19 protein-coding genes are annotated in these 25,970 nt (G+C 70.8%); 7 read left to right on the top strand and 12 right to left on the bottom strand.

Annotated elements, in window-relative coordinates; translation table 11 throughout:
* Together H4W31_RS20095 and H4W31_RS20100 are read right to left on the bottom strand one after the other, a co-directional pair.
* Complete coding sequence (locus H4W31_RS20095) at positions 1-1,287, bottom strand: amidohydrolase/deacetylase family metallohydrolase (RefSeq protein WP_192768072.1); 1,287 nt, start codon at positions 1,285-1,287, stop codon at positions 1-3.
* Positions 1,284-2,582 carry a helix-turn-helix domain-containing protein gene (locus tag H4W31_RS20100; protein ID WP_192768073.1) on the bottom strand — a complete coding sequence of 433 codons (1,299 nt, stop codon included), beginning with the start codon at positions 2,580-2,582 and terminating at the stop codon, positions 1,284-1,286. The genes H4W31_RS20095 and H4W31_RS20100 overlap by 4 nt, the downstream gene beginning before the upstream one ends.
* A gap of 172 nt (positions 2,583-2,754) precedes the next feature.
* Here H4W31_RS20100 and H4W31_RS20105 point away from each other — a divergent pair, with 172 nt between their 5' ends.
* Positions 2,755-3,999: an alanine racemase gene (locus H4W31_RS20105; protein WP_318783286.1), complete on the top strand. Its 1,245-nt coding sequence runs from the start codon at positions 2,755-2,757 to the stop codon at positions 3,997-3,999.
* Here H4W31_RS20105 and H4W31_RS20110 read toward each other — a convergent pair.
* Positions 3,990-4,877, bottom strand: a complete 888-nt coding sequence (locus tag H4W31_RS20110) for an alpha/beta fold hydrolase (protein ID WP_192768075.1) — start codon at positions 4,875-4,877, stop codon at positions 3,990-3,992. The two genes, H4W31_RS20105 and H4W31_RS20110, sit on opposite strands and share 10 nt — an antisense overlap.
* Before the next feature lie 485 nt (positions 4,878-5,362).
* On the opposite strand from H4W31_RS20110, the gene H4W31_RS20115 reads away from it, so the two are divergent.
* The 4 genes from H4W31_RS20115 to H4W31_RS20130 all read left to right on the top strand — a co-directional run bounded on the left by H4W31_RS20115 (position 5,363) and on the right by H4W31_RS20130 (position 12,640).
* Positions 5,363-6,466: a sugar phosphate isomerase/epimerase family protein gene (locus tag H4W31_RS20115; RefSeq protein ID WP_225945606.1), complete on the top strand. Its 1,104-nt coding sequence runs from the start codon at positions 5,363-5,365 to the stop codon at positions 6,464-6,466.
* A 161-nt stretch (positions 6,467-6,627) separates the two neighbouring features.
* Complete coding sequence (locus H4W31_RS20120) at positions 6,628-9,951, top strand: ThuA domain-containing protein (protein WP_192768076.1); 3,324 nt, start codon at positions 6,628-6,630, stop codon at positions 9,949-9,951.
* Between the two features lie 264 nt (positions 9,952-10,215).
* On the top strand, positions 10,216-11,394 hold the full coding sequence (locus tag H4W31_RS20125) for a low temperature requirement protein A (RefSeq protein WP_192768077.1): 1,179 nt from the start codon (positions 10,216-10,218) through the stop codon (positions 11,392-11,394).
* 172 nt (positions 11,395-11,566) lie between these two features.
* Positions 11,567-12,640, top strand: a complete 1,074-nt coding sequence (locus H4W31_RS20130; RefSeq protein WP_192768078.1) for an NAD(P)/FAD-dependent oxidoreductase — start codon at positions 11,567-11,569, stop codon at positions 12,638-12,640.
* A 100-nt stretch (positions 12,641-12,740) separates the two neighbouring features.
* Here H4W31_RS20130 and H4W31_RS20135 read toward each other — a convergent pair whose 3' ends face one another.
* The 7 genes from H4W31_RS20135 to H4W31_RS20165 all read right to left on the bottom strand — a co-directional run bounded on the left by H4W31_RS20135 (position 12,741) and on the right by H4W31_RS20165 (position 19,172).
* A complete protein-coding gene (locus H4W31_RS20135; RefSeq protein ID WP_192768079.1) occupies positions 12,741-14,456 on the bottom strand; it encodes a tripartite tricarboxylate transporter permease in 1,716 nt (571 codons plus the stop codon).
* Entirely contained in the window at positions 14,457-14,966 is a 510-nt protein-coding gene (locus H4W31_RS20140; protein WP_192768080.1) for a tripartite tricarboxylate transporter TctB family protein, read from the bottom strand.
* Complete coding sequence (locus H4W31_RS20145) at positions 14,963-15,988, bottom strand: tripartite tricarboxylate transporter substrate binding protein (RefSeq protein ID WP_192768081.1); 1,026 nt, start codon at positions 15,986-15,988, stop codon at positions 14,963-14,965. Before H4W31_RS20145 ends, H4W31_RS20140 begins: the two co-directional genes overlap by 4 nt.
* A gap of 157 nt (positions 15,989-16,145) precedes the next feature.
* Positions 16,146-17,636, bottom strand: a complete 1,491-nt coding sequence (locus tag H4W31_RS20150; RefSeq protein WP_192772237.1) for a PepSY-associated TM helix domain-containing protein — start codon at positions 17,634-17,636, stop codon at positions 16,146-16,148.
* Positions 17,637-17,708: 72 nt separating this feature from the next.
* Positions 17,709-17,927, bottom strand: coding sequence for a hypothetical protein (locus H4W31_RS20155; RefSeq protein ID WP_192768082.1), 219 nt, complete (start codon positions 17,925-17,927; stop codon positions 17,709-17,711).
* Positions 17,928-18,003: 76 nt separating this feature from the next.
* Positions 18,004-18,888, bottom strand: a complete 885-nt coding sequence (locus H4W31_RS20160; protein WP_192768083.1) for an ABC transporter substrate-binding protein — start codon at positions 18,886-18,888, stop codon at positions 18,004-18,006.
* 68 nt (positions 18,889-18,956) lie between these two features.
* Entirely contained in the window at positions 18,957-19,172 is a 216-nt protein-coding gene (locus H4W31_RS20165; protein WP_192768084.1) for a hypothetical protein, read from the bottom strand.
* Positions 19,173-19,458: 286 nt separating this feature from the next.
* On the opposite strand from H4W31_RS20165, the gene H4W31_RS20170 reads away from it, so the two are divergent.
* Positions 19,459-20,745 (top strand): endo-1,4-beta-xylanase, encoded by a 1,287-nt coding sequence (locus H4W31_RS20170; RefSeq protein ID WP_192768085.1) that lies wholly within the window; start codon positions 19,459-19,461, stop codon positions 20,743-20,745.
* Positions 20,746-20,811: 66 nt separating this feature from the next.
* On the opposite strand, the gene H4W31_RS20175 is transcribed toward H4W31_RS20170, so the two are convergent.
* Together H4W31_RS20175 and H4W31_RS20180 are read right to left on the bottom strand one after the other, a co-directional pair.
* Positions 20,812-22,362 carry a family 43 glycosylhydrolase gene (locus tag H4W31_RS20175; RefSeq protein ID WP_192768086.1) on the bottom strand — a complete coding sequence of 517 codons (1,551 nt, stop codon included), beginning with the start codon at positions 22,360-22,362 and terminating at the stop codon, positions 20,812-20,814.
* Positions 22,363-22,435: 73 nt separating this feature from the next.
* Entirely contained in the window at positions 22,436-23,974 is a 1,539-nt protein-coding gene (locus tag H4W31_RS20180; protein ID WP_404825602.1) for a family 43 glycosylhydrolase, read from the bottom strand.
* A gap of 585 nt (positions 23,975-24,559) precedes the next feature.
* On the opposite strand from H4W31_RS20180, the gene H4W31_RS20185 reads away from it, so the two are divergent.
* Entirely contained in the window at positions 24,560-25,963 is a 1,404-nt protein-coding gene (locus tag H4W31_RS20185) for a glycoside hydrolase family 43 protein (protein ID WP_192768087.1), read from the top strand.
* Positions 25,964-25,970: the final 7 nt, after the last annotated feature.

Consider the following 25,970-nt stretch of genomic DNA (forward strand, 5'->3'; position numbering starts at 1 on the left):
TCAACCTCCGTGTCGGGGAAACTGTTCGGCGAGCCCGTCCGGGCCCACCAGGGGCGGGGTCAGCAGGTGGCGTACCGCGCGTTCCCGGTCGGCCAGGGCGTGCCGCTGGGCGTCGGTGAGCGGGATCCACGGCGGTACGGGTTGGGGCAGTCGGGGTGGCAACGGCCGGCCGGCCCGGTACGTCACCTCGTTCACCAGTCGGGTCGGCGAGTGGCGGCGCTGCCCGTGCACGTCGACGTACTCGAACCGGCCGTCCTGAACGGCGAAGACCGCGATGTCGGCCGGTGCGCCGACGCCGAGCGTGCCGACGCCACCGGTCAGCCCCAGCGCCCTGGCCGGTCCCACGGTCGTCGCGGCCACCACCTGCGGCAGGCTCATCCCGACGGCGAGCATCTTGGCCATCGTGGTGGGCAGGTCGAACGCGGGACCGTGCAGCGACCTGGCGTGCAGGTCGGTGGAGACGGCGTGCGGCGGCATGTCGGCCGCCAACTGCGCCTCGAGTACGTCGAAGGCGAACCCGCCGGAGCCGTGCCCGATGTCGAACAGCACCCCCGCCTGGTACGCCTCCTTCGCGGCCGGGTCGAATCCGTCCGGTCCGGCGGCGATGCCGCTGGCACAGTGCGTGATGATGTCGCCGGGTCGCAGCAGCGGCAGCATCTGCGCGATCGTCGGCGGACCGGCGCCGATGTGCACCATCACCGGCAGTTCGCCGGCCTGCGCCGCCTCGACCGCCCGGCGCAGCGGGGTCAGGCCGTGCGCGCCGACGTTGTGCCGGTCCATCCGTACCTTGATCCCGACGATCGTCTTCCGGTGCTTCCGGACGGTCGCGACGGCCAGCTCGACGTCGCAGTTGGCCAGCTCCCGGGACTCGCCGACGGGCGCGATCAGTCCCACCGCGGAGATGTTCAGCAGCGCCGGCACCCGCACCCGGTAGCCGGCCGAGGCGGCGGCGAAGGCCGGGAACGAGTACGCCCCGGCCGAGCCGGCGTCCACCCAGGTGGTCACGCCGGAGCGCCAGGCCACCGGGTCGGGGTCGATGCCCCAGTACGTCGCGCCCGGGTACACGTGTGAGTGCAGGTCGACCAGGCCCGGGGTGACCAGCCGGCCGGTCACGTCGGTGACCTCGGCGGCGGCGTCGTGGGGCAGGTCCGGCGCCACCATCGCGATCCGGCCGTCGCGGACCGCGACGTCGTGCCGGCCGGTCCGGCCGCTGCCCGGATCGAGCAGGTCTCCACCGGTGAGCAGCAGGTCCCACCGGACCCCCTGGCCGCCGCGTTGCTCAGTCATCGGGCCTCGATCGCGGTGCCGATGCGCAGCCGGTAGAGCCGGGCGGGGCGGCCCTTGCGGTGCAGTTGCGTGCTGCCCTCCACCTCGACCAGTCCGGAGTCGCTCAGCTTGCGGATCAGGCGCCGGCCGCTGGGATCGGTGATGCCGAGCTGGGAGGCGAGGTCGCTGGGAGAGATGGCCCGGCCCTCCAGGGTCCGCTCGATGGCGGCCAGCCGGGACAGCGTCGCCGCGCTCAGTCCCACCTCGCCGGCCAGTTGTTCCAGTTCGACGCCGTGTTCCCGGTAGGTGAAGGCGACCGCCGACCCGGCCGGGCCCATCGGGCCGATGATGACTCCGCTGTCCTCGATCAGGTACGCGCCGGGCGTCTCCTCCTGCTCGGCCCGGGTCGCCGCGCGTTCGGCCAGGTGCAGGCAGCTCCGGGCGGACGCGCCCACGCCGAAGCCGGCGACGACCCGGATCCCGAGGGTCTCCTGCGCCTGGCCGAGCGCGGGCAGCGACACCCAGCCGCTGGTCGCCTGCTCGAAGAGTGCCTGGTGGGCGAAGACCACCACTCCGCGCCGGCCCCGGTTCTCTATCCAGGCGTCGCCGAACTCCGGCGTGTTCAGGAGCAGGTTCATCAGGCCCACCCGGGCCCGGTCCAGGTCGAGCTGTGGGCCGGCCTTGCCGACCAGGAAGACACCGGCGGCGAAGCGCAGCGCGCTGGCCTGTTTGGACTGCACCCGCAGGGCCAGCTCGTGCAGTTGGGCGCGCAGCGTGGCGGGTCCGGGCAGGCCACCGAGCACCCGGGTACTGCCCTGGAGCTGTGCCGCGACCGCGGTACGCAGGCTGATCACGTACTCGGCGCCGGTTCGGGTCAGTGCCGAGTGGTGGAACGCCACGATCTCGGCCACGCTCTGTTCCGGGTCGTACGGCAGGCAGCTGATCTGCTTCGGGTCCAGTTCCAGGGCCTGGACGACCTCGTCGACCGTCCGCGCGTCGTACGTGTCGATGCTGACCGGGGTGGGACGCCAGCCGCGTGCCAACGCCTTGAACAGGGCCAGTGACAGGTCCAGCCCGGCCGAGCGGAGGATGGCGACGAGCAGGTCTGGGGGGAGCAGGTCACGGCACTTGGCGTACGGGACGGGGCCGAGCAGCAGGCCGTCGACGTGCTGCCGGGCGAGCAGACCGGCGACGAGCCGCCGTACCACGTCCTCGTGCTCGTAGACGACCCACTCCAGGGTCACCCCGGCCAGAGTGCGGGCCGCGTCCTCGAACACGGCGCGGTGGCTGGCGTGGATGACCAGACCAATCACCATCGGCGCTCCAGGTTCGAAAGTAGTTCGTTTCCCAGTGACGCGGACAGCCTGGGCCTTCAGGGCCGGGTCCGTCAAGCCTTCTGCGCAGGTCCGGCCGGCGGTTGACGTGAAGTTCGTGATCAGGCAGGCTCGGCAGCCAACAGCGAGCCACATCCGAACATGCGGGAGAGCCGTGCTCCGCGATCAGCTCGACGAGCCTGCCCTCGACTGGCGGGCCAAGGGATTCTGGCAGCCCGGTCCGCCGGTGTCGTCCGCCGACTTCGCCGCCGCCGGCCACCGCCTGTTCGGCGGCGCCGTGAGCTGGCCGGTGCTGGTGGCCCGGTCCACCGCCATCGCGCACAACATCGACACGATGGCCGCGTTCTGCGCCCGGCACGGCTTCTCGTTCGCCCCGCACGGCAAGACCACCATGGCGCCGGCGCTGTTCGCCGCGCAGCTCGCCGCCGGTGCCTGGGCGGTCACCGTGGCCACCGCCAACCAACTGCTCGCCTGCCGTGCCTTCGGCGTACCCCGGGTGCTGCTGGCCAACCAGCTCCTCGATCCGGTGCCACTGCGCTGGCTGGCCGGCGAACTCGACCACGGGTTCGAGGCACTGTTCTACGTGGACTCGGTCGCTGGGGTCGAGGCGATCGGCGCCGCCCTCGCCGACCAGCCGGGCACCGCGCCGGTACGCGTACTCGCCGAACTCGGGCATCCGGGTGGCCGGACCGGCTGCCGTACGGTCGACCAGCTGGTCGAGGTCGCCGAGGCGGTCGCCGGCACCGCCCGGGTACGCCTGGACGGCGTCAGCGGATACGAGGGTGGCCTGCCCGACGCTCCCGCGGTCACGGCGTACCTGGGGCGGATCCGGGAGGCGACGATCCGGCTGGCCGACCGGGGGCTGCTGGCGCCGGAGGTGATCGTGAGTGCCGGCGGGAGCGCCTGGTTCGACATCATGGCCGACCAGCTCGGCGGCGCCTGGCTACCCGGTCACGACCTGCGGGTGGTGCTGCGCAGCGGCGCGTACGTCACCCACGACCACGGCTTCTACGCCGAGCACACGCCGTTCCGCCGGGTACCCGACGAGGGGGCGCTGCACCAGGCGCTGGAGATCTGGGCGCAGGTGACGTCCACTCCGGAACCGGGACTGGCGATCGTCGGAATGGGCAAGCGGGACGCCCCGTACGACGAGGGCCTGCCGGTCCCGCTGCGGATCCGGCGTACCTTCGGCGTGGTCGACGCCGCCGAGGGGCTGAGCGTGACCCGGCTCAACGACCAGCACGCGTACCTCCGGGTGCCGCCGGAGGTCGTGGTCCGCCCCGGTGACCTGGTCTGCTTCGGCATCTCCCATCCGTGCACCGCCTTCGACAAGTGGCGGACCATCCCGGTTGTCGACGACGACGACACGATCGTGGACGTCCTGCACACCTACTTCTGAGCGTCCGCCGGGTCGCGGTCGGCCCGGAGGAAGTCGAGGAGGGCTCCGGCCAGCTGTACCGGTGCCTCCTCGGCCATGTGGTGGCCGGAGTCGATCTCGACGGTCTGCACCTCGTCGGCCCAGTTCCGCCAGATGGCGGCCGGATCGCCGTACAGCTCGACCATGTCGTCCCGGGTCGACCAGCCGAACAGGACGGGGCAGCCGATCCGGCGGCCGGCGGCCCGGTCGGCGTCGTCGGCGGCGCGGTCCACGCCCAGTCCGGCCCGGTAGTCCTCGCACATCGCGTGCACCGTCGCCGGATCGTGGATGGCCGCCCGGTAGTCCTGGTACGCCTCCGCGCCCATCTGCTCGGCGCTGCCCCGGTACCAGGCGTCCGGGTCGGCGTTGATCACCCGCTCGGCCGGCTTGGCGGTCTGGCCGAGGAAGAACCAGTGCCACCAGGAGCTGGCGAACTTCGCATCGGCCCGGGCCAGCGCCTCGCCGATGGGTACCCCGTCGAGCACGGCGAGCCGGGTCACCGCAGCCGGATGGTCCAGTGCCAGCCGCTGGGCGACGTACGAGCCCCGGTCGTGCCCGACCACGGCGAACCGCTCGTGCCCGAGGGCACGCATCAGGGCGACGCCGTCCCGGGCCATCGCCCGCTTGGAGTACGTCGAGTGGTCGTCGACGGTCGGCGGCTTCGTCGACTGCCCGTACCCGCGCAGGTCGGGGCAGACCACCACATGCCCGTGGGCGAGCAGCGGCGCGACCCGGTGCCAGGTGACGTGGGTACGCGGATGGCCGTGCAGCAGCAGCACCGGGGGACCGTCGCCACCGTGCCGTACCCGCAGCTCCACGTCGCCGACATCGATCCGGTCCAGGGTGAATCCGTCGAACATGATCCGTTGCCTTCCCCGTGGCCGGCCGGGGCGAAACCTCGGCGGGCGCGGCGGGCCGTGGCCGCCGACGATCCAAACTGTCCGAAACGCGGTCTACTTTCCGTGGATTGCAGCCAACTTTTGCATGTGCAGACCAAAGTTGCTGAGCTTCTCTCTTCTTTTCTCGCGACGCAGCCTCTAGCGTGTGTCTATCCGTAACAGAGACGAACGCTGATCGTCATATTCCGTTGGGCCCCCGCCCGGCGGAGCTTACGAAGGTGTCCCGGCCGCCACAGCCGGAACGCCCCTCCCCGCGCGCCGCGGGTGGCACGCCGGCGCGCCCGTCAGGTTGTTTCGCGCCCTCGCAGGACCGATCGGCAACGCGACAGCGGCGTTGGCCGGTTCGCCGCGCGCACCGAGGGCATGGCGTGAATCGATCCACACACCGGGCGGCCCCACACCGCCCGGACTCGGGGCGGCTCCGGCCGCCCGGAAAGGCGTGGGACATGACCAGAACAGACCAGCCGATGGACCCAGCGGCCCGGCGACACCTCACCCGGCGGAGCATCCTCGCCGCCACGGCGGGCGCGGCGGCAGCGCTCAGCGCGGTCGGCGCCAACGTGGTGCGGACCGAGAAGCCGGCGATCGCGCACGGCCAGCTCAGGGCCGAGCCGCTGATCCCGTCCCGGAACCGCGGAATCATTCTCTACAGTGTCCGGGACCGCATCTCGGCCGCCCCGGACGACAGCGGCGTCCCGTACGGCTTCGAGCGGGTGCTCGCCCGGGTCGCCGAACTCGGCTACAAGGAGGTCGAGTTCGCCGGCTACACCCAGAACACCGCGATCCTGGGCCGGCAGATCACCCCGGCGGAGATCCGGAAGATCCTCGACGACAACGGGCTGGTGGCCAACGGGACGCACGCCTCGATCAACCCGGCCACGTTCGAGGAGCAGATGGACATCGCCGAGACGCTCGGAATGGAGCACATCGGCACCGGCAGCGACCCGACGAACTCGTCGTACACCTCGGACTGGGACGCGGCCGCGGACGTCTGGAACGAGCTCGGCCGGCAGGCCCGGCGGCGTGGGCTGCGGCTCTACACGCACAACCACGACGCGGCGTACTCCTTCCTGCTCGACGCGGGACCGCTGGACGCGGGCGGGAAGCCGACCCGCTCCTCGGGCACCCGCCGGCTGGAGTACTTCTTCCGGAAGACCGACCCGAGGTACGTCTTCTTCGAGCTGGACATCTACTGGGCCTACGTCGCCCGGTTCAAGCACCAGAAGTACGTCGACCGGTACGGCCGCGAGAAGACCGACCTGTTCGACCCGGTCCTCAACGTGGTGGCGCAGAGCAAGCGCTTCCCGCTGTTCCACGCCAAGGACGGCAACCGGAACAGCGCGCTGGCCAACGGATACGAGATGACGCCGCTGGGCGAGGGTGACATCAACTTCCAGCAGTTCTTCCAGACCATCGGGGACGAGGACTACCGGCACGCCAACTGGGAGCAGGACAGCGCACCCGGCGGTGCCGCCAACCCCGGCCAGTCGCTGGACTTCGCCGCGCTCAGCTACACCAACATGTCGGAGCTGACCATCTACCGTCGCTGACCGTCCGGGCGGGGCGCGACGGCGTCCGCCCCGCCCGTTCCGACAGCCACCTCCCGCGAACCACCGACCGCACCCCCCCCGGGCTCCCCGGCGGACGTGGCACCGCGCCGGGGCACGAGCGTGTTCCTGCCCGCACGACCGTGTACCAAGACGGAGGAAACATGCAAGCGATCCTGCGCCGCTGGCTGACCGTTCTGGCGGCAACCGCGACGATCATTCCCCTGACCACCGCCGCACCGGCCGCCGCCGTACCCGATCCCGGCCCGGCGGCCGGCTCGGGCGAGACCCTCGTCGCCCGCGAGAACGGCCCGGCCGCGCTCCGGTCCCAGGCCCGGGCGCCCCGCGACTACGGCGTGCTGGTCTTCACCAAGACCGCCGGCGCGCGCCGGGCGTCCATCGCCGACGGCGTACGGGCGATCCGCGACCTCGGCCGGGAGAACGACTTCACCGTCACCGTCACCCAGGACTCCGGTGCGTTCACCGAACAGAACCTGGCCCGCTACCGTACGGTGATCTTCCTCAACACCACCGGGGACATCCTCAACGCCACCCAGGAGACCGCCTTCGAGCGGTACGTCAAGGCCGGCGGCGGGTACGCCGGGGTGCACGCGGCGGCCGAGACCGAGCCGGACTGGCCGTTCTACCAGAGCCTGCTCGGCGCGAAGGCGACCGGCGCGTCCGGTGTGGAGCCGGGCAACATCGACGTCGCCGACCGGGCGCACCCGTCGACCGAGACCGTGCCGCGCACGCTGACCCTGACCGAGGAGTGGTACAACTTCTCCGCCAACGTCCGGGGCACCGCGCACGTGCTGGCCACCGCCGACGAGCGGAGCTTCGCCGGTGGCGGCATGGGCTTCGACCACCCGATCGCCTGGTGCAAGGACTACCAGGGCGGACGGTCGTGGTACACCGGGCTCGGCCACTCGATCGAGACGTACCGGTCGAACGCCTTCACCAAGCACCTGCTCGGCGGCATCCAGTGGGCCGCCGGAGTGGTCGAGGGCGACTGCGGCGCGACCGTGACCGGCAACTACGAGAAGGTCACCCTCAACGACGAGCCGGGCGAGCCGATGTCGCTGGCGGTGCTGCCGGACGGCCGGGTGCTGCACAACACCCGGGGCGGCCAGATCCGGCTCTACGACCCCGCCTCCGGGGCCAGCCCGGTGATCGCGACGATCCCGGTCTACAGCCACGACGAGGACGGTCTGCAGACCGTTGCGATCGACCCCGACTTCGCCACCAACAACTGGGTCTACCTCTTCTACTCGCCGCCGCTTTCCACCCCGGTCGACAATCCGGCGACGCCCGGCGTCAACGAGGGCGACGCGCCGGCCACCAGCACCGATCCGACGGTCTGGGACAAGTTCAAGGGCTACAACCAGCTCTCCCGGGTCAAGATGGTGCAGGGCGCGACGCCGCACCTGGACATGAGCACCGAGCAGCAGATCCTGCGGGTGGACGTGGACCGGGGCATCTGCTGCCACGTCGCCGGCAAGGTGAAGTTCGACGCCAAGGGACTGCTCTACCTGATCACCGGTGACGACACCAACGCGGGCGGCTCGGACGGCTTCGTACCGATCAACGAGTCGCCGACCCAGGGTCCGGGGTACGACGCCCAGCGCTCCGCCGGCAACACCAACGACCTGCGCGGCAAGCTGCTGCGGATCAAGGTGAAGCCGAACGGGACGTACACCAGCCCGGCCGGGAACCTCTTCCCCGAGGCGCAGGACCACGCGGGCAAGACCCGTCCGGAGATCTTCCTGATGGGGCTGCGCAACCCGTTCCGGTACGACGTCGACGCCTCCGGCCGGGTGTACGTCGGGGACTACTCGCCGGACAGCCGTACGTCGAGCCCGACCCGTGGACCGGAGGGCACCGGGCGCTGGTTCTCGACCAACAAGGCCGGCAACTACGGCTGGCCGTACTGCTACTCGCCGGCGTTGCCGTACGTCGACTACGACTTCGCCACCCGGACCTCCGGAGCGCCGTTCAACTGCGGTGCCCCGGTCAACGACTCGCCCCGGAACACGGGTCTGACGGTGCTGCCGGCCGTACAGCAGCCGCAGTTCTGGTACACCTACGAGGCCCGTACCCCGTGCCCCGGCGCCTACCTGGAGACGCCGCCGACCAGTTGCGACTTCAAGTGGCCGGTGGTCGGCACCGGTGGGGTGGGACCGCACGGCGGCCCGATCTACTCGTACGACCCGGCGTCGACCTCGGAGACGAAGTTCCCCGAGTACTACCACGACGCCGTGGTGTTCGGTGAGTTCACCCGGGACAAGATCTTCATGATGCGGACCGACGGCAAGGGCAACCTGGCCGGGGTCGAGCAACTGCTGCCCGGGTTCGTCTTCGACAACCCGATGGAGATGGAGTTCGGCCCGGACGGCAGCCTCTACCTGCTGGAGTACGGCGACGGCTTCTTCACCGCCAACCCGGACGCCCAGCTCTCGGTGATCCGGTACGTGAAGGGCAAGCGGTCGCCGGTCGCGGTGCTCAACGCCAGCCCGACCTCCGGGCAGGCGCCGCTGACGGTGAACTTCTCGGCCGCCGGCTCGCACGACCCGGACCCGGGCGAGTCCATCTCGTACGCCTGGGACTTCACCAGCGACGGTACGGTCGACTCGGCCGACCCGAGCACGTCGTACACGTACACCGCGAACGGGACGTACACCGCCCGGTTGACGGTGACCGACTCCAGCGGCAGGACGGGAGTGCTGACCCGGGTCATCACGGTCGGCAACACCGCGCCGACGGTGACGGTGACCAGCCCGGTCGCGGGTTCCTTCTTCAACTGGGGTGACCAGATCCCGTACACGGTGACGGTCACCGACCCGGAGGACGGCACCATCGACTGCTCGCGGGTGACGGTCAGCTTCGTACTCGGGCACGACACCCACGGCCACGAGCACGGCTCGACCACCGGCTGCACCGGAACGTTGCAGTCCCCGGCCGACGGTGCCGACCATGCCGGCGGCTACCTGTACGGCGGGATCAGCGCCTCGTACACCGATCTCGGCGGTGGCGGCCAGCCGGCGCTGACCACGGTGAACCAGGTCGTCGTCCAGACGCCCCGGCAGCAGGCCGAGTTCGCCCAGGTACGGCAGAACGTCACCATCGCCAACACCAGCGACGCCGGTGGCGGTCAGCACGTCAACGGGATCGACGCGGGTGACCACATCGCGTTCGACCCGATCAACCTGGGTGACGCCAGCGCGGTCACGTTCCGGGTCTCGGGCGGCTCGGCGGCCACCGCCGGTACGCCCCGGGCCACGGTCGAGCTGCGGCTCGACTCGCCGACCGGCCCGTTGGTCGGCACCGCCACGCTGAATGCGACGACCGGCAACAACGACTGGTCCAGCCAGAGCCTGCCGGTCGACCAGCCGGCCGGTGGACACCGGCTCTACCTGGTCTTCCAACCGGTCGCCGGTGGTCCGACCACCGGCCTGGTCAACCTCAACTGGGTGGAGTTCACCGCTAAGTAGAAAAGTTAGGAAGGGCCCCCGCCTATCGTTTTTTGTATAGGCGGGGGCCCTTCCTAACGTCCCCAGGGGTCGGTGTCGCCGGTGACGTCCCGGGTGCGGCCTGGCCGGCGGCCTGGCCCGGCCCGCCGAACGTGCTGCGGCGGACGACCTCCAGGGCTGAGACCGGTGCCGGGAAGCCCTCGCCGACGGCGTCCTCGGCCCGCGCCGATCGTTCGCCTATAGGAGGAGCGACCGGAGCTTCGGGGAGTGGGGGGCGGCTGCTCGATGGCGGGCGAGGATACGGCGGCACTGATACGGCAACCCGACGCGCCGAAGCGGGCGACCCTGCTGGAACTCCTGCTGGACGTGGTCTACGTCGCGGCCCTCGCCCTCATCTCGATGCGGCTGGCGAGCGACGTGACCTGGCTCGGCGGGGTGCGGGTGCTGGTGCTGCTGATGGCGATCTGGTGGATCTGGTCGATCACCGCGCTGCTGACCGACTTCTACAACCCGGAGCAACTCAGGATCCAGCTCGTCGTCGCCTGGGCCATGCTCGGCAGCGTCGTGATGACGGCCGCGATCCCGCACGCGTTCATCGACCACGGCTGGCTGTTCGCCGGGATGTACGTCGCGATCCACGTCGGACGCGGAATCATGCTGGTGTCCCTGCTACGCGGACACGAGGCCCAGGCCCGTGCCACCCGGTTCCTCGTCTGGTTCGTCGTCTCCGGTACGGCCTGGATCGCCGGAGCCTTCCTGCCGAACCCGCTGCGGCTCCTGCTCTGGGGCATCGCCCTGATGATCGACTACATCGGCGGGGCACTGCGGTATCCCTCGCCTCGGCTCGGCCGGGTGCCGCTGGCCCAGTACGACAAGGGGAGCGAGCACCTCGGCGAGCGGTACCAGCAGTTCATCATTCTCGCCCTCGGCGACATCATCCTGGTGCCGGTGCTCCAGAACGACGGGCGTGGCTTCACCGCGGGTCGGCTGGGTGGACTGCTGCTGGCATTCGCCACGATGCTCCTGCTCTGGCACATCTACGTCTACCGGGCCGGTGCGTTCCTACAGGTGGCGATCACCAAGCGGCCCGGCCGGGCGACCCGCTGGGCGCCGTACACCCATCTGCTCATGGTGGCCGGAATCGTGTCGACCGCCGCCGGGTTCGAACTTGTGATCAATGGGAACAGGACCCGGGCGGGGCTGGGCTGGGTGCTGGTGGTGGTTGGCGGGCCGACCCTGTTCCTGATCGGGCGAACGATCTTCGAGTACGAGATCTTCGGCAGGTTCTCCTGGTCCCGGCTGCTCTGGGTGCTCGTACTGGTCGGGCTGACGCCGCTGGTCGCGTCCCGCCCCCTGATCCTCGCCGCCTCCGTCACCGGCGCCGCCCTGCTCGGCGTCGGCCTGTCGGACGCGGTCCGGGCGAAGGGGCGGCCGTCGCCGGTCGAGCGCTCCGAGCAGCCGTGACCCGCCCCCGGCCCACGCCGGGGCGACCAACTGCTCCGTCTCCCTGACTGTTCCGCTGTTTGCCGATTTGGCAACGGCGCTTGTCGAATCCGGGATTCCGGACGGACAGTCGAGGCGGGTGGCCGGCCGGCTGGTCCGGGCGGCACCCGAACGGGACGAGGAGGGCACGGAGATGGACAGGACATACGACGTACTGGTGGTGGGCGGTGGCGCGGCCGGACTGAGCGCCGGGTTGGCCCTGGCCCGGGCCCGTCGCGCGGTACTGGTGGTCGACGCCGGTGCACCCCGCAACGCCCCGGCCGGCCACGTGCACAACTACCTGGGCCGGGAGGGTACGCCGCCGGGCGAACTGCTGGCCGTCGGACGCGCGGAGCTGGCCGGGTACGGCGGCGAGGTCATGTCCGGCCGGGCCGTACGCGCCGAGTCGCTGGACGGCCGGCCGTCCGGTCCCGGCTTCCGGGTCGAACTCGCCGACGGTCGATCCGTGCTGGCGCGGCGACTGCTGATGGCCACCGGTCTGGTGGACGAGTTGCCGGATATCCCGGGGCTGCACCAGCGGTGGGGTCGGGAGGTGCTGCACTGCCCGTACTGCCACGGCTGGGAGGTCCGGGACCAGGCGATCGGCGTCCTGGCCACCGGCCCGATGGCGACGCACCAGGCCCTGCTGTTCCGGCAGTGGAGCCCGGACGTGACGCTCTTCCAGCACACCGCCGCCCCGCCAAGCGCGGACGAGCGGGAGCAGCTCGCCGCCCGGGGGATTCCGGTGGTGACGGGCGAGGTCGTGGGGCTGGAGCTGACCGACGACGGGCTCACCGGTGTCCGGCTGCGCTCGGGACAGGTCGTCCCGCGCCAGGCCCTGACGGTGATGCCACGGTTCACCGCCCGCGCCGACCTGCTCGCCCCACTCGGGCTGGCACCGACCGAGCTGCGGGTCGACGGGTACGTCGTGGGCAGCTACGTACCCGCCGATCCGACCGGTGCGACCGCGATCCCCGGCGTCTGGGTGGCCGGCAACGTGGCGGACGTCCGGGCAGGGGTGATCAACGCCGCCGCGGCCGGCCTGAACGTCGCCGCGGCGGTCAATGCCGACCTCGTCGCCGAGGACACCCGGCGGGCGGTGGCGGAGCACCGGCGCGGATCCGGCACGCCCGCCGGGTCGGCCGGCGCGTCGGCGGAGCCCTTCTCGGCCGAACACGAGCGGGAGCTGTCCGAGCGGGTGCTCGGGGACCGCCGGCACGGCTGGTGAGCCGATCCGGCACCGGGGCGGCCGGCCGGGCAGCGTCGACGACGGTGTGCTCCGGGCGAGTGGGCGTCCGCGACGGATCGGCGGTGCCGCCACGATGGCGTCAGTCGACCGGTGGTGGCGGCACCCGTTCCCGACCGTCCGGGGCCCGGCCGTCCGCGTCGGGCGTACCGGCTGGGTCCCCGCCTTCGGCGGTGTCGGTCCGGGATCCGTTCCCGGCGGGGGTGGCGCTGGACCTGTCCTCGGTGGCGTTGGCGCTGGGCTGGTCCTCGGTGGCGTCGGTCCGGGGCTCGGTCCCGGTGGTGCCGGCCGGCCGGCCGGCTTCCGCGGCCAGGGCCCGACGCCGCCGGAGCAGCCGGAATCCGACGGGTGCGAGCAGGGCCAGCACGGTCGCCACGAACAGCGTTCCGGAGATCGGGCGGGTGACGAAGCCGGTCGGGTCACCATCGAAGATCCGCATCGACTGCCGGAACGCGGTCTCCAGGAGGCTGCCGAGGACGAACGCCAGCACCATCGGGCCGGGTTCGAAGCCGGTCTTCTTCATCAGGTACCCGACCACACCGAAGAAGATCACCAACAGCATGTCGAAGGTGCTGTTGTTGACGGTGTAGACGCCGAGCATCGTCACCATCACCACGATCGGGGCGAGGATGCTGTCGCGTACCGACACGAGCCGGACGAAGACGCCCACCAGCGGAACGCTGAGGATCAGCAGGAATATGTTGCCGATGTACATCGAGTCGACAACGCCCCAGAAGACCTCGGGATTCTCGTTGATCAGGCGGGGGCCGGGCGGGATCCCCTGGAGCAGCAGCGCGCCGAAGATCAGCGCCATCACCGGATTGGTCGGGATGCCCAGCGTCAGCAGCGGAATGAACGACGACGTCGCCGCCGCGTTGTTCGCGCTCTCCGGCGCCGCCACACCCTCGATGGCGCCCCGGCCGAAACGTTCCGGCGTCTTGCTGCGGCGCTTCTCCAGGCCGTACGCCGCCATCGACGACAGCACACCGCCGCCGCCGGGCAGCAGGCCGATGACGAAACCGACCACCGAGCCCCGGCCCACCGCTCCGCGCGACTGCCGCCAGTCCGCGCGGGACGGCCACACGTTGCTGACCGTCGGCTTCGGCAGCTTGTTCCGGGCCCGGTGTTCGAGGTGGTACAGGATCTCGCCGAGCCCGAACAGACCCATCGCGAGGGCGACGAAGTCGACGCCGTCGGCCAGGTTGATGCTGCCGAACGTGAACCGTGGCGAGGCGAACAGCGGATCCGGCCCCATCGCGGCGAGCAGCAGGCCGAGCGCGGCGGCGGCCAGGCTCTTCGCGGTCGACACCGTGCCGAGGGTGGCGACCAGCAGGATCCCCATCGCGGCCAGTACGGCGTTCTCCGGCGGCCCGAACCCGAGCGAGAACCGGGCCAGCAGTGGGGCGATCAGGGTCAGCCCGATGATGCTGACCGTGCCGCCGATGAACGATCCGATGGCGGCGATGCCGAGCGCCGAACCGGCCCGGCCCTGCCGCGCCATCTGGTACCCGTCGATGGTGGTGATGACGGTGGCCGCCTCGCCGGGCAGCCGCAGCAGGACCGAGGTGATCGTGCCGCCGTACATCGCGCCGTAGTAGATGCCGGCGAGGAGGATGATCGCCGATTCGGCCGGGATCTCGTACGTGATCGGCAGCAGCAGGGCGATCGTCGCGACCGGTCCGAGGCCCGGCAGGACGCCGATCACCATTCCGATCACGACACCGGCGAGGACGTACAGCAGATTGACCGGGGTGAACACCACCCCGAAGCCGGAGAGGACGGGGTCGAAATAGTCCACTCAGAACGCCAATCTCGGTAACGGGACACCCAGGCCGGTGATGAACAGCAAATAGAGCACCAGGGTGGTGGAGGCGCTGACGGCGGCGGTGACCAGCCAGGACTCCCGGCCGAGTACCTTCAGCCAGAGCACCATGACCAGCAGGGTCGGTATCTCGAAGCCGATCCGGGTGATCAACAGGACGAAGACGACCAGGCCGGCGAGGCCCACGGCGATCCCGATCGCGCCCCGGCTGAACTGTTCGGCGTCCCGCGCCCCGCGCTCGAAGATCAGCGTCCACGAACCGGCGCCGACCAGCAGCAGACTGGCCAGCGCCGGCCACAGACCCGGTCCGGCCTCCACCGGCGTGCCGAGCGAGAGCGAGACCGAGTACGCCAGGCAGGCGAGCCCCAGCGCTATCGGCACCACGGCGGCAACGAGTTGCCCCAGCGGCCCGGCGGGCGGGATGTCGGTCGGCATCGCCTCCGGCAGGGCCGGCAACGGCTCCTCGTCGGTTTCCGCCCGACTCATTTCGGTTGGAGTCCGAACCGGTCGATCAGCAGTTTGTACCGGTCGAAGTCACCCTTGATCTTGCTGGCCACCTCGCTGCCCTCGACCTCGAACTGGTCGATGAAGTTCTTCTTCAGGAAGGCCTCGTACTCCGGGTCCTTGACCGCCTCGCGGAACGCCTTCTGTAGCGCGGTCACCGCGTCGGCGGAGATCGACTTTGGTCCGGCGATGAACCGCGCCTGGTCGACGGTGAGGTCGAAGCCCTTCTCCTTCGCGGTCGGCAGGTCCGGCAAGGACGGGCTGCGCTGCTGGCTGAACACCCCGAGCCAGCGCAGTTCCCCGGACTCCACCAGCCGCATCGACTCGGCCGGCTGGGATGCGCCGATGTCCACCTGCTTGCCGAGTACGGCGGTGACCGCCGGCCCGCCCCCGCCGAACGGGACGTCGGTGGCGTTGATGCCGGCGAGCTTGTAGAAGGCGGTCTGCGCGAAGTACGCCCCGGTGCCGACGCCCGAGTGCCCGTACGTGATCCGCCGCCCGCTGTTCTTGAGCGCGATCACGTCGTCGAGGGTCTTGAACGGGGAGTCCTTGTGCGCGACGAGGACGATGTTCTCGACCGTCAGCCCGATGACCACACCCAGGTCGTCGAGCGAGACCGTGTCGGCGTTCCTGACCAACTGTGGAGTGAGCGTGAACAGCGAACTCGGCGGGAAGCCGATCGTGTAGCCGTCGCCCTGGGCGGCGGCCACCTCCTTGGTGCCGACGGCGGCGGCCGCGCCGTCCCGGTTGACGATCACCATCGAGTGGCCGAGCGGCTTCTCGATCGCCTTGCCGAGCGTCCGGGCGATGAGGTCGGTGCTGCCGCCCGGCGCGAACGGCACGATCAGCTCGACCGATCGTTGCGGGTACGCCGAGCCGCCCTCACCGTCACCGCCGCCGGTCTGCACACCGCACCCTGCGAGGAACGTTCCCGCGCCGAGCCCCACACCCAGTCTCAGGGCGGCACGCCTGTTCACGGCGTGCCCCAAAGCCGAATCGGTCACTGGTTCCTCCCTGGCGGTTCAGGTTGGAGATCTTGTCCGGGAAAACGTGTCACCTTGATACCCGCCGATCTTCGGGCTGTCAATCAAAGCGGTGGCATCCGGACCGAAGTGGACGCAATGTGGGCGACATTCACTCCATACGCAGCATTTACCGCGGTCAACCCGAGACGGGCTCGCCCTCACGGCTTCCCGCAGCCGGTGTGCCCGGGGTGGAACGCCCGGTCCGGCGGCGTACGGCGGTGACGACCAGGTCGACGGCGAGGAAGCCGAGCAGGGTGGCACCGAGTACCGGCAGCGCCACCCCGACCGCGATGGTGGACAGCACGCCGACGAGCAGGAGCGGCCACCGCAGCAGTCGCCATCCGCCGCGGGCCGGTGGGACACCGACCGGAGCACGCCGGTCGGCCCGGACCGGGCGCCGCTGCCACCACATCCGGTAGCCCCAGACGATCACGCAGAGCAGGCCGACGGCGAGTGCGGCCAGCAGGATCTGGTTGACGATGCCGAACAGGTATCCCATGTGGGCCTGCACGCCGAGCTTGGACAGCTGCGAGAGCAGTGGCCAGTCCGCGAAGTCGCTCCGGGCGACCACGCCGGTGGCCGGGTCGACCACGATCCGGTCCAGGCGTACCGGCCACGAGCGGTCGTCCTCGGCGACCAGCCAGCCCTGCCCGGCCCCGGTGGGCACGGTGATGTCGACCGGCCCGGTGATCCCGGCCGCCCCGGCGTGCCGGAGCACCGCGTCGACGGCCGTGACGTCCACTGCGTCGCCCGTTCCGACCGCGCCCCCGTGGTGTCCGCCACCGGTGGTCGGGGACGGCGGTGCGCCCGGCAGCGTGGTGTCCAGGGTCGGGCTGTGCGCCTGGAGGGCGGACAGCGCGGTGCTGAAGTTCGCGCCGGCCCAGCGCGACCAGGTCAGCCCGGTCGCGGACAGGAAGATCAGGCCGATCGCGAGCCACACCCCGAGAGAGGCGTGCCAACCCCGGGTCCGCCGTACGCCCCGGGCGGTGAGGTCCGGCAGCAGGAGCCGACGGGTGCGGCGGCGTACGGTCCACTGCCGGTGCAGCCACAGGGTGAGGCCGCCGAGCACCAGTACCCACAGCCAACTCGCGGCGACCTCGGAGTAGACCCGGCCGACGGCGCCGAGGTGCAGGTTGCGGTGCAGGTCGTCGATCCAGGTCATCAGCGGGGTCTCGCCGAACCAGGTGACGAGGGTGCCCCGGATCCGCAGGGTGTACGGATCCACGTAGACGGTGTGTTGCCGGTCGCCCAGCTCCGGCAGGTTGAAGACGACCCGGGTGGTGGCGTCCGGGGTGGCGGCCGGCAGGACCGAGGCCAGGGTGCCGTCCGGATGTGCGGCGACCGCCGCCGCCACCTGCGCGGACACCGGGTTCGCCTGGTCGCCGACCTGCGCCACCCGCAACTCGTTCCGGTAGACCAGCGAGTCGAGTTGCGGGGTGAACACGAACGCGAGGCCGCTCAGCGCGGCCACGGCCAGGAACGGGGCGACGAGGATTCCGGCGTAGAAGTGCAGCCGGGTGATCAACGGGATGGGTGACCACGACCGTCGGGGCGCGGCCGCCGGGGGCCGGGCCGGTTCGGGCGGAGCGTCCGGGGCAACCCCGATCGACACGTCGGATGGCGTCATGGACACAGTTGGCTCCCTGTCAAGGCGGTGGCGCAGCGGGCGCGGACGGTCGAGACTCGACCGTCTGCAGGATCAGTCGCTCCACCGGGTCGACAAGTTCCCGGTCAATTCATAGACGTGAATGTATGCCGCGTTCGCCTCCGGCCCGGCCGCCCCGCCACCGTGCAGCCCGGCCGCCCCGCCACCGTGCAGCCCGGCCGCCCCGCCACCGTGCAGCCCCGCCGCCGCGACGCCGTGCCGGCCCGCCGCCGCGCCGTCACCGTGACGCCCCGCCGCCCGCCGCGCCGTCACCGTGACGCCCCGCCGCCCGCCGCGCCGCCACCGTGACGCCCCGCTGCCGAGCCGCCCCGCCGCCGTGCCGGCCGGGTCAGGCGACCCGGGCGATCGCCCCGACGGGTGGCTCCGGCACGGCACCCGGGTGCAGGATGGCGGCGATCGCCTCGACCCCGTCGACGAGGCGGGGGCCGGGACGTACCACCAGGCCGTCCGCGTCGACCGCCCACACCGGGACACCCGGAAGCCGCTCCGCGACGATCCGGGCCTGTCCGGCCGCGCCGTCGAGGTGGAAGCCGCACGGCGTGACGAGGACGAGGTCCGGCGCGGCGTCGGTGAACTCCTGCCAGGTGGTCTCCACCGACCTGGCACCCGGTCGAGCGGCCACCGGCTCGCCGCCGGCGGCCCGGACCAGATCGGGTACCCAGTGCCCGGCGGTGAAGGGCGGCTCGACCCACTCCACGACCGCGACCCGGGGCCGTGGCCGGTCCCGGACGGCCGAGGCGACCGCCGCGAGCCGGGACCGGAGATCGGCGACCAGCCGCTCGGCCCGATCGGGTACGCCGGTCCGGTCACCGACCGCGACGATGGTGTCGAGGACCTCGTCCAACGTGTACGGGTCGAGGGACAGCACGTCCGCCCGGCAGCCGAGGTAGTCGAGGGCGTTCTCGACGTGGTCCGACGGCAGGGCGCAGACCCGGCACAGGTCCTGGGTCAGGATCAGCTCCGGCGCGAGACCGGCCAGCGCGTCGGCGTGCAGGGTGTACAGGTCGGCACCTGCCGCGAGTTGCTCCTTCACGTAGCCGTCGATCTCGCCCGGCGTCATGCCCCGGGTGTCCCGACCGCCCACCACGACGGCCTTGTCGGTACGGGCGGACGGCGGCTCGTCGCACTCGAAGGTCACGCCCACGAGATCGTTCCCGAGCCCGAGGGCGTAGACGATCTCCGTCGCGGACGGCAGCAACGACACCAGGCGCATGCGCCTATCGTGCCTGTTCGGAGGTGGCCCGCCGGACCCGCCCCCGGCTCGGCGGCGTCCCCGACCGGTCAACCGAGGGGTTCCGTCGGCCGGGTCGGTCCGGCGGTTTCCATGTCGCCGGGGTTGGCGGGTTCCCCCGGCGGGGTCGTCAGGAGCCGGCGCACGATCTCGCCGGCCAGGGTGATGGCCGCGGTGCCCGCCATGATGGCGACGGCCGACTGGTCGAGCAGGGCCGCCCCGATGGAGAGTCCCACCAGCAGCAGTTCGATCCCGAGCAGGACCACGGCCACCGACGTTGCCGGCCCGCCGTGGCCGGGAGGGCGGCTTCCCGGTCCACAACAGTCGTTCGAGACCGGGTGGCGGCGCCGCACGCTAGACATAGGGCAATCATCTGGGTTCGGAGAGTGGCGCGCAAGTGCAAATGCACGTGCATTTGCACTTGCTTAACCGTTCACGTCGCCGATGCGACCGCTCAACGCCAGATCCACCGCGACCGCCCGGGGGCACCGCACACCCCGTCGTACGGTGGCTCTTCCGTGCCGCTGGCCCCGACCGCTGGAGGATGCTTCGATGCCGTTCGACCCCGAACCGCAGATCAGGCGGCACCGCAGCGCGGACGTCACGTTGACCGTCACCGAGAACGGCGTACCGGCGGCCGGCCGCGAGATGGTGGTCGCCCAGCGCAACCACGAATTCCTCTTCGGCTGCACCGGGTTCGAGTTCATCCCGCTGGCCAACGGCGAACTTCCGGCGGAGCCGGCGACCGGTCCCGGTGGCGGGCCCGGATCACTGGGCGAGGCCGAGGCGGGGCCGGTCGAGCGGTTGGCCGAGCGCTGGCTCGACCTGTTCAACTTCGCGACGCTGCCCTTCTACTGGGGCCGCTTCGAGCCGACCCGGGGGCGGCCGGACACCGCGCGGTTGCGCGAGACGGCGCGGTGGTTCGCCGACCGGGGCTGCGTGGTCAAGGGCCATCCGCTGGCCTGGCACACGGTGAGCGCCGAGTGGCTCACCGAACTGTCCAATCCGGAGATCGTCGAGGCGCAGACCGCGCGGATCCGCCGGGAGTCGGCCGACTTCGCCGGCCTGATCGACATGTGGGACGTCATCAACGAGGTCGTGATCATGCCGATCTTCGACAAGTACGACAACGGCCTCACCCGGATCTGCCGGGAGATGGGCCGGATCCCGATGATCCGGATGGTCTTCGACGCGGCGCGGGAGGCCAACCCACAGGCCACGCTGCTGCTCAACGACTTCGACATGTCCGCCGCGTACGAGTGCCTGATCGAGGGCGTGCTCGAGGCGGGGATCACCATCGACGCGCTCGGGTTGCAGAGCCACATGCACCAGGGCTACTGGGGCGAGGAGAAGACGCTCGCCGTCCTCGACCGGTTCTCCCGGTACGGCCTGCCGATCCACTTCACCGAGACCACCATCCTCTCCGGTCAGCTCATGCCGGCCGGGATCGAGGACCTGAACGACTACCAGGTTTCAGAGTGGCCGAGCACACCGGAGGGGGAGGAGCGGCAGGCCGACGAGATCGTCCGGCACTACCGCACCCTGCTGTCGCATCCCTCGGTACGGGCGATGACGTACTGGGGGATCGCGGACGGCGGCTGGCTGGGGGCGCCCGGCGGATTCGTCCGTACCGACGGCACGCCGAAGCCGTCGTACGAGGCACTGCACGCACTCGTCAAGGGCGACTGGTGGCTCCCGCCGACCACCTACCGCACCGACGACCGGGGCCAGCTCCGGTTCACCGCCTTCCTCGGCGAGTACGAGCTGACCGCCGCCGGCCGAACCACCACCTTCCAGCTCAACAGCCCCGGCACCGCGTCCGTCGAGGTTGAGGTGTAAGGAAGGGCCCCTTCCTATCGCTTTTTGTAGAAGAAGGGGCCCTTCCTAACCGGGGGGATCGGCGGGCTACTCGCCGGAGGGGGCGGTAAGTGCGACGCCGAGCCGGACCGGGGCGCCGAAGTTCGGCGTACCGTCGCTGTTCCAGGTGAACTTCTGGGCCCGGGTCGAGCGGTTCATGTCGCAACCGCCACCGGCCGACTCGTTGCCGTGGTAGACGATCCAGTCCTCGGTCCCGTCCGGGGACTTGAAGAAGCCGTTGTGGCCCGGCGCGAAGACGCTGTTGGCGTCGCTGCGCTGGAACACCGGGTTCGGGCTCTTCGTCCAGGATGACGCGGTCAGCGGATTGCTGCCGGTGAGGGTGAGCAGGCCGAGCTTGTAGTCCGGTCCCCAGCAGGCACTCGCGGAGTAGACGATCATCGTCCGGCCGTTCCGGTAGAGCGGCTCGGGCCCCTCCGCGACCGGATGGGTCTGCCGCTCCCAGCTCAGCGTGGGCGAGGTCAGCCGGACCCGGGATCCGCTCAGGGTCCAGGGATTGCTCATCGGGGTGATGAACAGACTCTGGCCGTAGCTGCCGCCGGCGTTGTAGGTGCCCAGAAGATAGAGGCTGTTGTTCACCCGCAGCACGCTGGCGTCGAGCTGCCAGTCACTGCCCAGGTCGGCCTTGAAGGTGTACGGCCCCATCGGGTCGGTGCCGGCACTCTCCAGTACGTGCAACCGCTGGGTCGGATTGAAGTCGCTGACGTTCTGCCCGGCGACGTAGTACATGTACCACCGTTGGCCGTTCGGGCCGTTGATCAGGTGAAACTCCGGTGCCCACATGTTGCAGCAGCCGTTCGCCCGCCCGGAGAGGTTGAAGACCACCTGGTCGGGGGCGCTGGCCAGACCGGCGAGGGTCTGCGACCGGCGCATGGTGATCGTGGAGTTCCAGGTGGTCGTCGCCAGGTAGTAGTACCCGTTGTGCTGCTGGAGCCATGGATCCGGCCCGTTGCGTTTGATCGGGTTGGTGAAGGTGCCGGAGCCGCCGGGGGCGGTGGGGGTCGGGGTACCGCCGACCGAGCCCACATTGATCATCTGCCACTGCTGGTTGGCGCCGCCGAGGTCCTGGTACTGCGAGACCATCGCACCGTCGGCGGTGGACCACTCCCAGACGTCGAGCGCCTTGCCGCTGCTCCGGTTGACCAGCCGTACGTAGCCGTCGGCCGAGTCGGCCAGCCGGAAGTGCTGGCGGGTGCTGCCGTTGTCGGCGTTCTGCACCAACTGCACGCCGTCGTTGGAGTTGGGCAGTTCGAGGACCTTGCCGCTGTGCCGGGACTGCACCCGATAGTAGCCGCCGCCGGCGTCGAGGAACCGCCACTGCTGCCAGGCGCCGTCGTTGCGGGCGTACTGGTTGATCGGCGCGCCGTCGGTGGTGGCCAGGTTGTAGACGTCGAGGGCCTTGCTGCTGTTCCGGTTGACCAGCACGTAGTAGACGTTCGGATCGGCGGTCGCCGCGTTGGCCGTCGGGCCGGCGACCAGCACGCCGGCGGCGACGACCACGGTGGCGACGCCGACGGCGAGCCCGGCTCGCCAACCTCGCCAGCGGGTCCGGTCGGGCCGGCTCTCCCGGGTCGGTGTCATGGGGTACTCCCTACGTTTCGGGGACGGGTCGGAGCTCTTTCGGGGAACGGGGCGGTCTCCCGTGGGGTCGGGGTCAGTAGACGAAGGGCCAACCGGCCGAGTCGTAGCCGATCTGGTTGATGCCGAGCAGCGACGCGCCGTTGTTCGCGTAGTAGTGGTAGACGAGGGCGTCCCCGCTGGTGTCCGGCAGCACCGTCTGGTGGCCGGGGCCGTGGATGCTGCCGTGTGAGGCGAGGACCTGGGTGCCGCCGCCCGAGGTCAACGCGGTGCCGTTCCGGTCGACGAACGGACCGGTCACGCTGGTGGAGCGGCCCACCATCACCCGGTACGTGCTGGACGCGCCCTGGCAGCAGCGGTCGAAGGAGACGTACAGGTAGTAGTAGTTGCCGCGTTTGAAGACCGTCGGCGCCTCGATCGCGCCGCCGTTACGGCCGGCGATGCTCCGGACGGTGCTGTCCGAGCGCTTGCCGGTGGCCGGGTCGAGGGCGACCATCTTGAGTCCGGACCAGAACGAGCCGAAGCTCAGCCACCAGCGGCCCTGGTCGTCCACGACCAGCGCGGGGTCGATGGCGTTGAAGTTGTCCGAGCTCTGGGACTCGATCACCAGCCCCCGGTCGGTCCACGATCCGGAGTTCCCGGACGAGCTGGTGGCCAGGAAGATCGCCGAGCGGTTGGAACCGAACGTCGAGGCCGAGTAGTACAGGTAGTACTGGTTGTTGTGGAACGAGATGTCCGGCGCCCAGAGGTTGCGGCTGCCGCCGGTGTAGGGGGTGGTCCACGGTGCGCCGCCCGGGAAGACCGCTCCGGCGTTGCGGAACGTCACCCGGTCGGTCGAGGTCTTCAACGCGACGTTGTCGCCGGTGTGCGCGAGCAGGTAGCCGCCGCCGCTCGGGCGCCGGACGATGGTCGGATCGTGTACGCCGACATCGCCGGCCACCCGCTGCGGGCTCGGGTACGCGGCCGGCGGCACGCCGGGGGTCGTACTCGGGGTCGGGTTGGCGGTCGGGCCCGGTGGCGTGGTCGGGTCCCCGCCACCGACGGAGCCGACCCGGACCAGTTGCCACTGCTGGTTGGCGCCGCCCTGGTCGGCGTACTGGCTGATTCGGCCGCCGTCGGCGGTGGACCACTCCCAGACGTCCAGGGCCTTGCTGCTCTGCCGGTTGATCAGCCGGACGTGGCCGCCGTCCGAATCGGCGAGCCGGAACTGCTGGTCGGTGCCGCCCTGGTCGGCCCACTGGATGATCTCGGCGCCGTCGGCGTTGGAGGAGTCCCGGATGTCGACGACCTTGCCGCTGTTCCGGGACCGGAGCCGGTAGTAGCCGCCGCCGGAGTCGACGAACTGCCACTGCTGCCAGGCGCCGTCGTTGCGGGCCCACTGGACGATCCGGCCACCGTCGGCGGTGGACCGGTCGTACACCTCGAGCGCCTTGCCGCTGTGCCGGGACACGAGCACGTACCAGGCGTTGGTGTCGACGGTCGCGGCCGAGGCCGAGCGCGTCGGTAGGGCGATCGCGGCGACGACGAGCATCGCGGCGACCGCAAGTACGGCGGCGGGGCGGATGAGCCGGGGTCGGCCCCGCCCGGCTGGTTGTGGGGAAGCTGAGGCTTCCATGGCCTTCCTTCCGTCGGTCCGCCTCGGGTGCGAGGACGGCGCCGAACCGCGGAACTCCGGCGGCGGTCGCGCCGCCCCGACCGGTCCGCGACGATCGCGCCGTGGCCGTCCGGTCCGGCGGCGTCGTGCCGGCCGCCCGATCCGGTCCCGTCCGGCGGCGGTGTCGCCGGCCGTCGCTTCGGGACCCGTCCGGTCCGGCGCCGGACGCCGGGAAGTTCCGCAGGTTGGCGTACTGGTCTGTCGGTGGTGGAGCGCCCTGCGTGCGGGTGATGTGGAGCGCGCCCTGCGTGCGGTGATGTGGAGCGCCCTGCGCGGTGGGTGCGCTCCGGTCGCCGGCGTCGGGGGCGGTGCCGGCGGGGGCTCCGCAGGACCCGGGTACCGGCGCTCAGCCGGCGTCGTAAGGTGACATTCCGCCCGGACGTATCGATGATGTTCGCGCTAACACTCATCGATGTCAAGGAGGAATCCGCTTTCCTGGGATGGCCGCGAGGCCTTGACTCTCATCGATGTTAGCGGTAACACTATCCCCCGTAACACCGAGGTAACAGAGGTACGTCCCACGGCGTCGACGAGAGGGATCCGGTCATGGTGTCGATACGGCGCAGAGCACTGCCGGCGGCGCTGGGCGCCCTGCTGCTGGCCGGGAGTTGCGCGGCCGTGCTGTCCGTACCGTCGACCGCCTCGGCGGCGGAGCCCTACGCCGGCTACGTGATGGGCTACTTCACCGAGTCGCCGGGCCGGGTGGCGAACAACTACGGACTGCACCTGGCGGTCAGCTCCGACGGGCTGAACTGGACGCCGCTGAACCAGAACAACCCGGTGGTGACCCCCACCGCCGGCACCCGGGGCCTGCGTGACCCGTACATCGTGCGCCGGCAGGACGGCACGTTCACGGTCATCGCCACCGATCTCAACGGCACCGACTTCACCCAGCAGAACCAGTACATCCACGCCTGGGACTCGCCCGACCTGCGCAGCTTCACCGGGTACCGACGACTGCGGATGCACACGATGGCGACCCACACCTGGGCGCCGGAAGCGTTCTGGGACGCCGGCCGTGGCCAGTACGGGATCATCTACTCGGCCTACAACGGCACCCGGGACGTCTTCTACGTCAACTACACCAGCGACTTCCAGACGGTCGGTTCGGCACAGCTCTTCTTCGACCCCGGATTCAACGTGCTGGACGCCACCATGCACATCAACAACGGCACCAACTACCTGTACTACAAGCACATGGGCGACGGACGGTTGTACGGCGCCCGGTCGACCAGCCTGAACCCGCGCAGCTTCGACCGGGGGACGTACACCGCCGGGGTGGTCAACGGCGGCATCGAGGCGCCGATCGTGGTCAAGGCCAACGACCGGAACGAGTGGTTCCTCTGGGGCGACTCCTTCTCCCCGAACAACGGCGAGCTGTACGCCTGGCGCAGCGGCAACGTCAATGCCGACAGCTGGTCACCGCTGAACAAGGCCCAGTACACCCAGCCGCTGAACGCCAAGCACCCGACCATCATCCCGATCACCGCCACCGAGCGGACGAACCTGCTCTCCCGGTGGGGTGCGCCGAACTGGAACCGGATCAGGTCCTACAACTTCCCCGACCAGTTGATCCGGCACAGCGGCAACGTCGGGCGGATCGACCCGTACCCGTTCGACCCGTTCGCCGACGCGCAGTGGCGGCTGGTTCCCGGCCTCGCCGACTCGGCCGGGGTGTCGTTCCAGTCGGTCAACTTCCCGAGCCAGTACCTGCGGCACTCCGGCTACGCGATGGTGCTGGCGGCGAACGACGGTTCGGCCGCGTTCGCCGGGGACGCCACGTTCCACCGTACGGCCGGACTGGCCGACTCGGCGTGGACCTCGTTCCGGTCGCACAACTTCCCCGACCGCTACCTCCGGCACTCGAACTACGTACTGCGGATCGATCCCCTGTCGAGCGGTTCGGCCGCCAGCGACCGGCAGGACGCCACCTTCCAGGTCGGCTACTGATGCCGAT

Source organism: Plantactinospora soyae (assembly GCF_014874095.1).
Lineage (GTDB): Bacteria > Actinomycetota > Actinomycetes > Mycobacteriales > Micromonosporaceae > Plantactinospora > Plantactinospora soyae.

Excerpts from the sequence above, each read along its gene's own strand:
- H4W31_RS20095 (WP_192768072.1), bottom strand. The coding sequence starts at position 1,287 with ATGACTGAGCAACGCGGCGGCCAGGGGGTCCGGTGGGACCTGCTGCTC.
- H4W31_RS20100 (WP_192768073.1), bottom strand. The coding sequence starts at position 2,582 with ATGGTGATTGGTCTGGTCATCCACGCCAGCCACCGCGCCGTGTTCGAG.
- H4W31_RS20110 (WP_192768075.1), bottom strand. The coding sequence starts at position 4,877 with ATGTTCGACGGATTCACCCTGGACCGGATCGATGTCGGCGACGTGGAG.
- H4W31_RS20115 (WP_225945606.1), top strand. The coding sequence starts at position 5,363 with ATGACCAGAACAGACCAGCCGATGGACCCAGCGGCCCGGCGACACCTC.
- H4W31_RS20120 (WP_192768076.1), top strand. The coding sequence starts at position 6,628 with ATGCAAGCGATCCTGCGCCGCTGGCTGACCGTTCTGGCGGCAACCGCG.
- H4W31_RS20125 (WP_192768077.1), top strand. The coding sequence starts at position 10,216 with ATGGCGGGCGAGGATACGGCGGCACTGATACGGCAACCCGACGCGCCG.
- H4W31_RS20130 (WP_192768078.1), top strand. The coding sequence starts at position 11,567 with ATGGACAGGACATACGACGTACTGGTGGTGGGCGGTGGCGCGGCCGGA.
- H4W31_RS20140 (WP_192768080.1), bottom strand. The coding sequence starts at position 14,966 with ATGAGTCGGGCGGAAACCGACGAGGAGCCGTTGCCGGCCCTGCCGGAG.
- H4W31_RS20150 (WP_192772237.1), bottom strand. The coding sequence starts at position 17,636 with ATGACGCCATCCGACGTGTCGATCGGGGTTGCCCCGGACGCTCCGCCC.
- H4W31_RS20160 (WP_192768083.1), bottom strand. The coding sequence starts at position 18,888 with ATGCGCCTGGTGTCGTTGCTGCCGTCCGCGACGGAGATCGTCTACGCC.
- H4W31_RS20170 (WP_192768085.1), top strand. The coding sequence starts at position 19,459 with ATGCCGTTCGACCCCGAACCGCAGATCAGGCGGCACCGCAGCGCGGAC.
- H4W31_RS20175 (WP_192768086.1), bottom strand. The coding sequence starts at position 22,362 with ATGACACCGACCCGGGAGAGCCGGCCCGACCGGACCCGCTGGCGAGGT.
- H4W31_RS20180 (WP_404825602.1), bottom strand. The coding sequence starts at position 23,974 with ATGGAAGCCTCAGCTTCCCCACAACCAGCCGGGCGGGGCCGACCCCGG.
- H4W31_RS20185 (WP_192768087.1), top strand. The coding sequence starts at position 24,560 with ATGGTGTCGATACGGCGCAGAGCACTGCCGGCGGCGCTGGGCGCCCTG.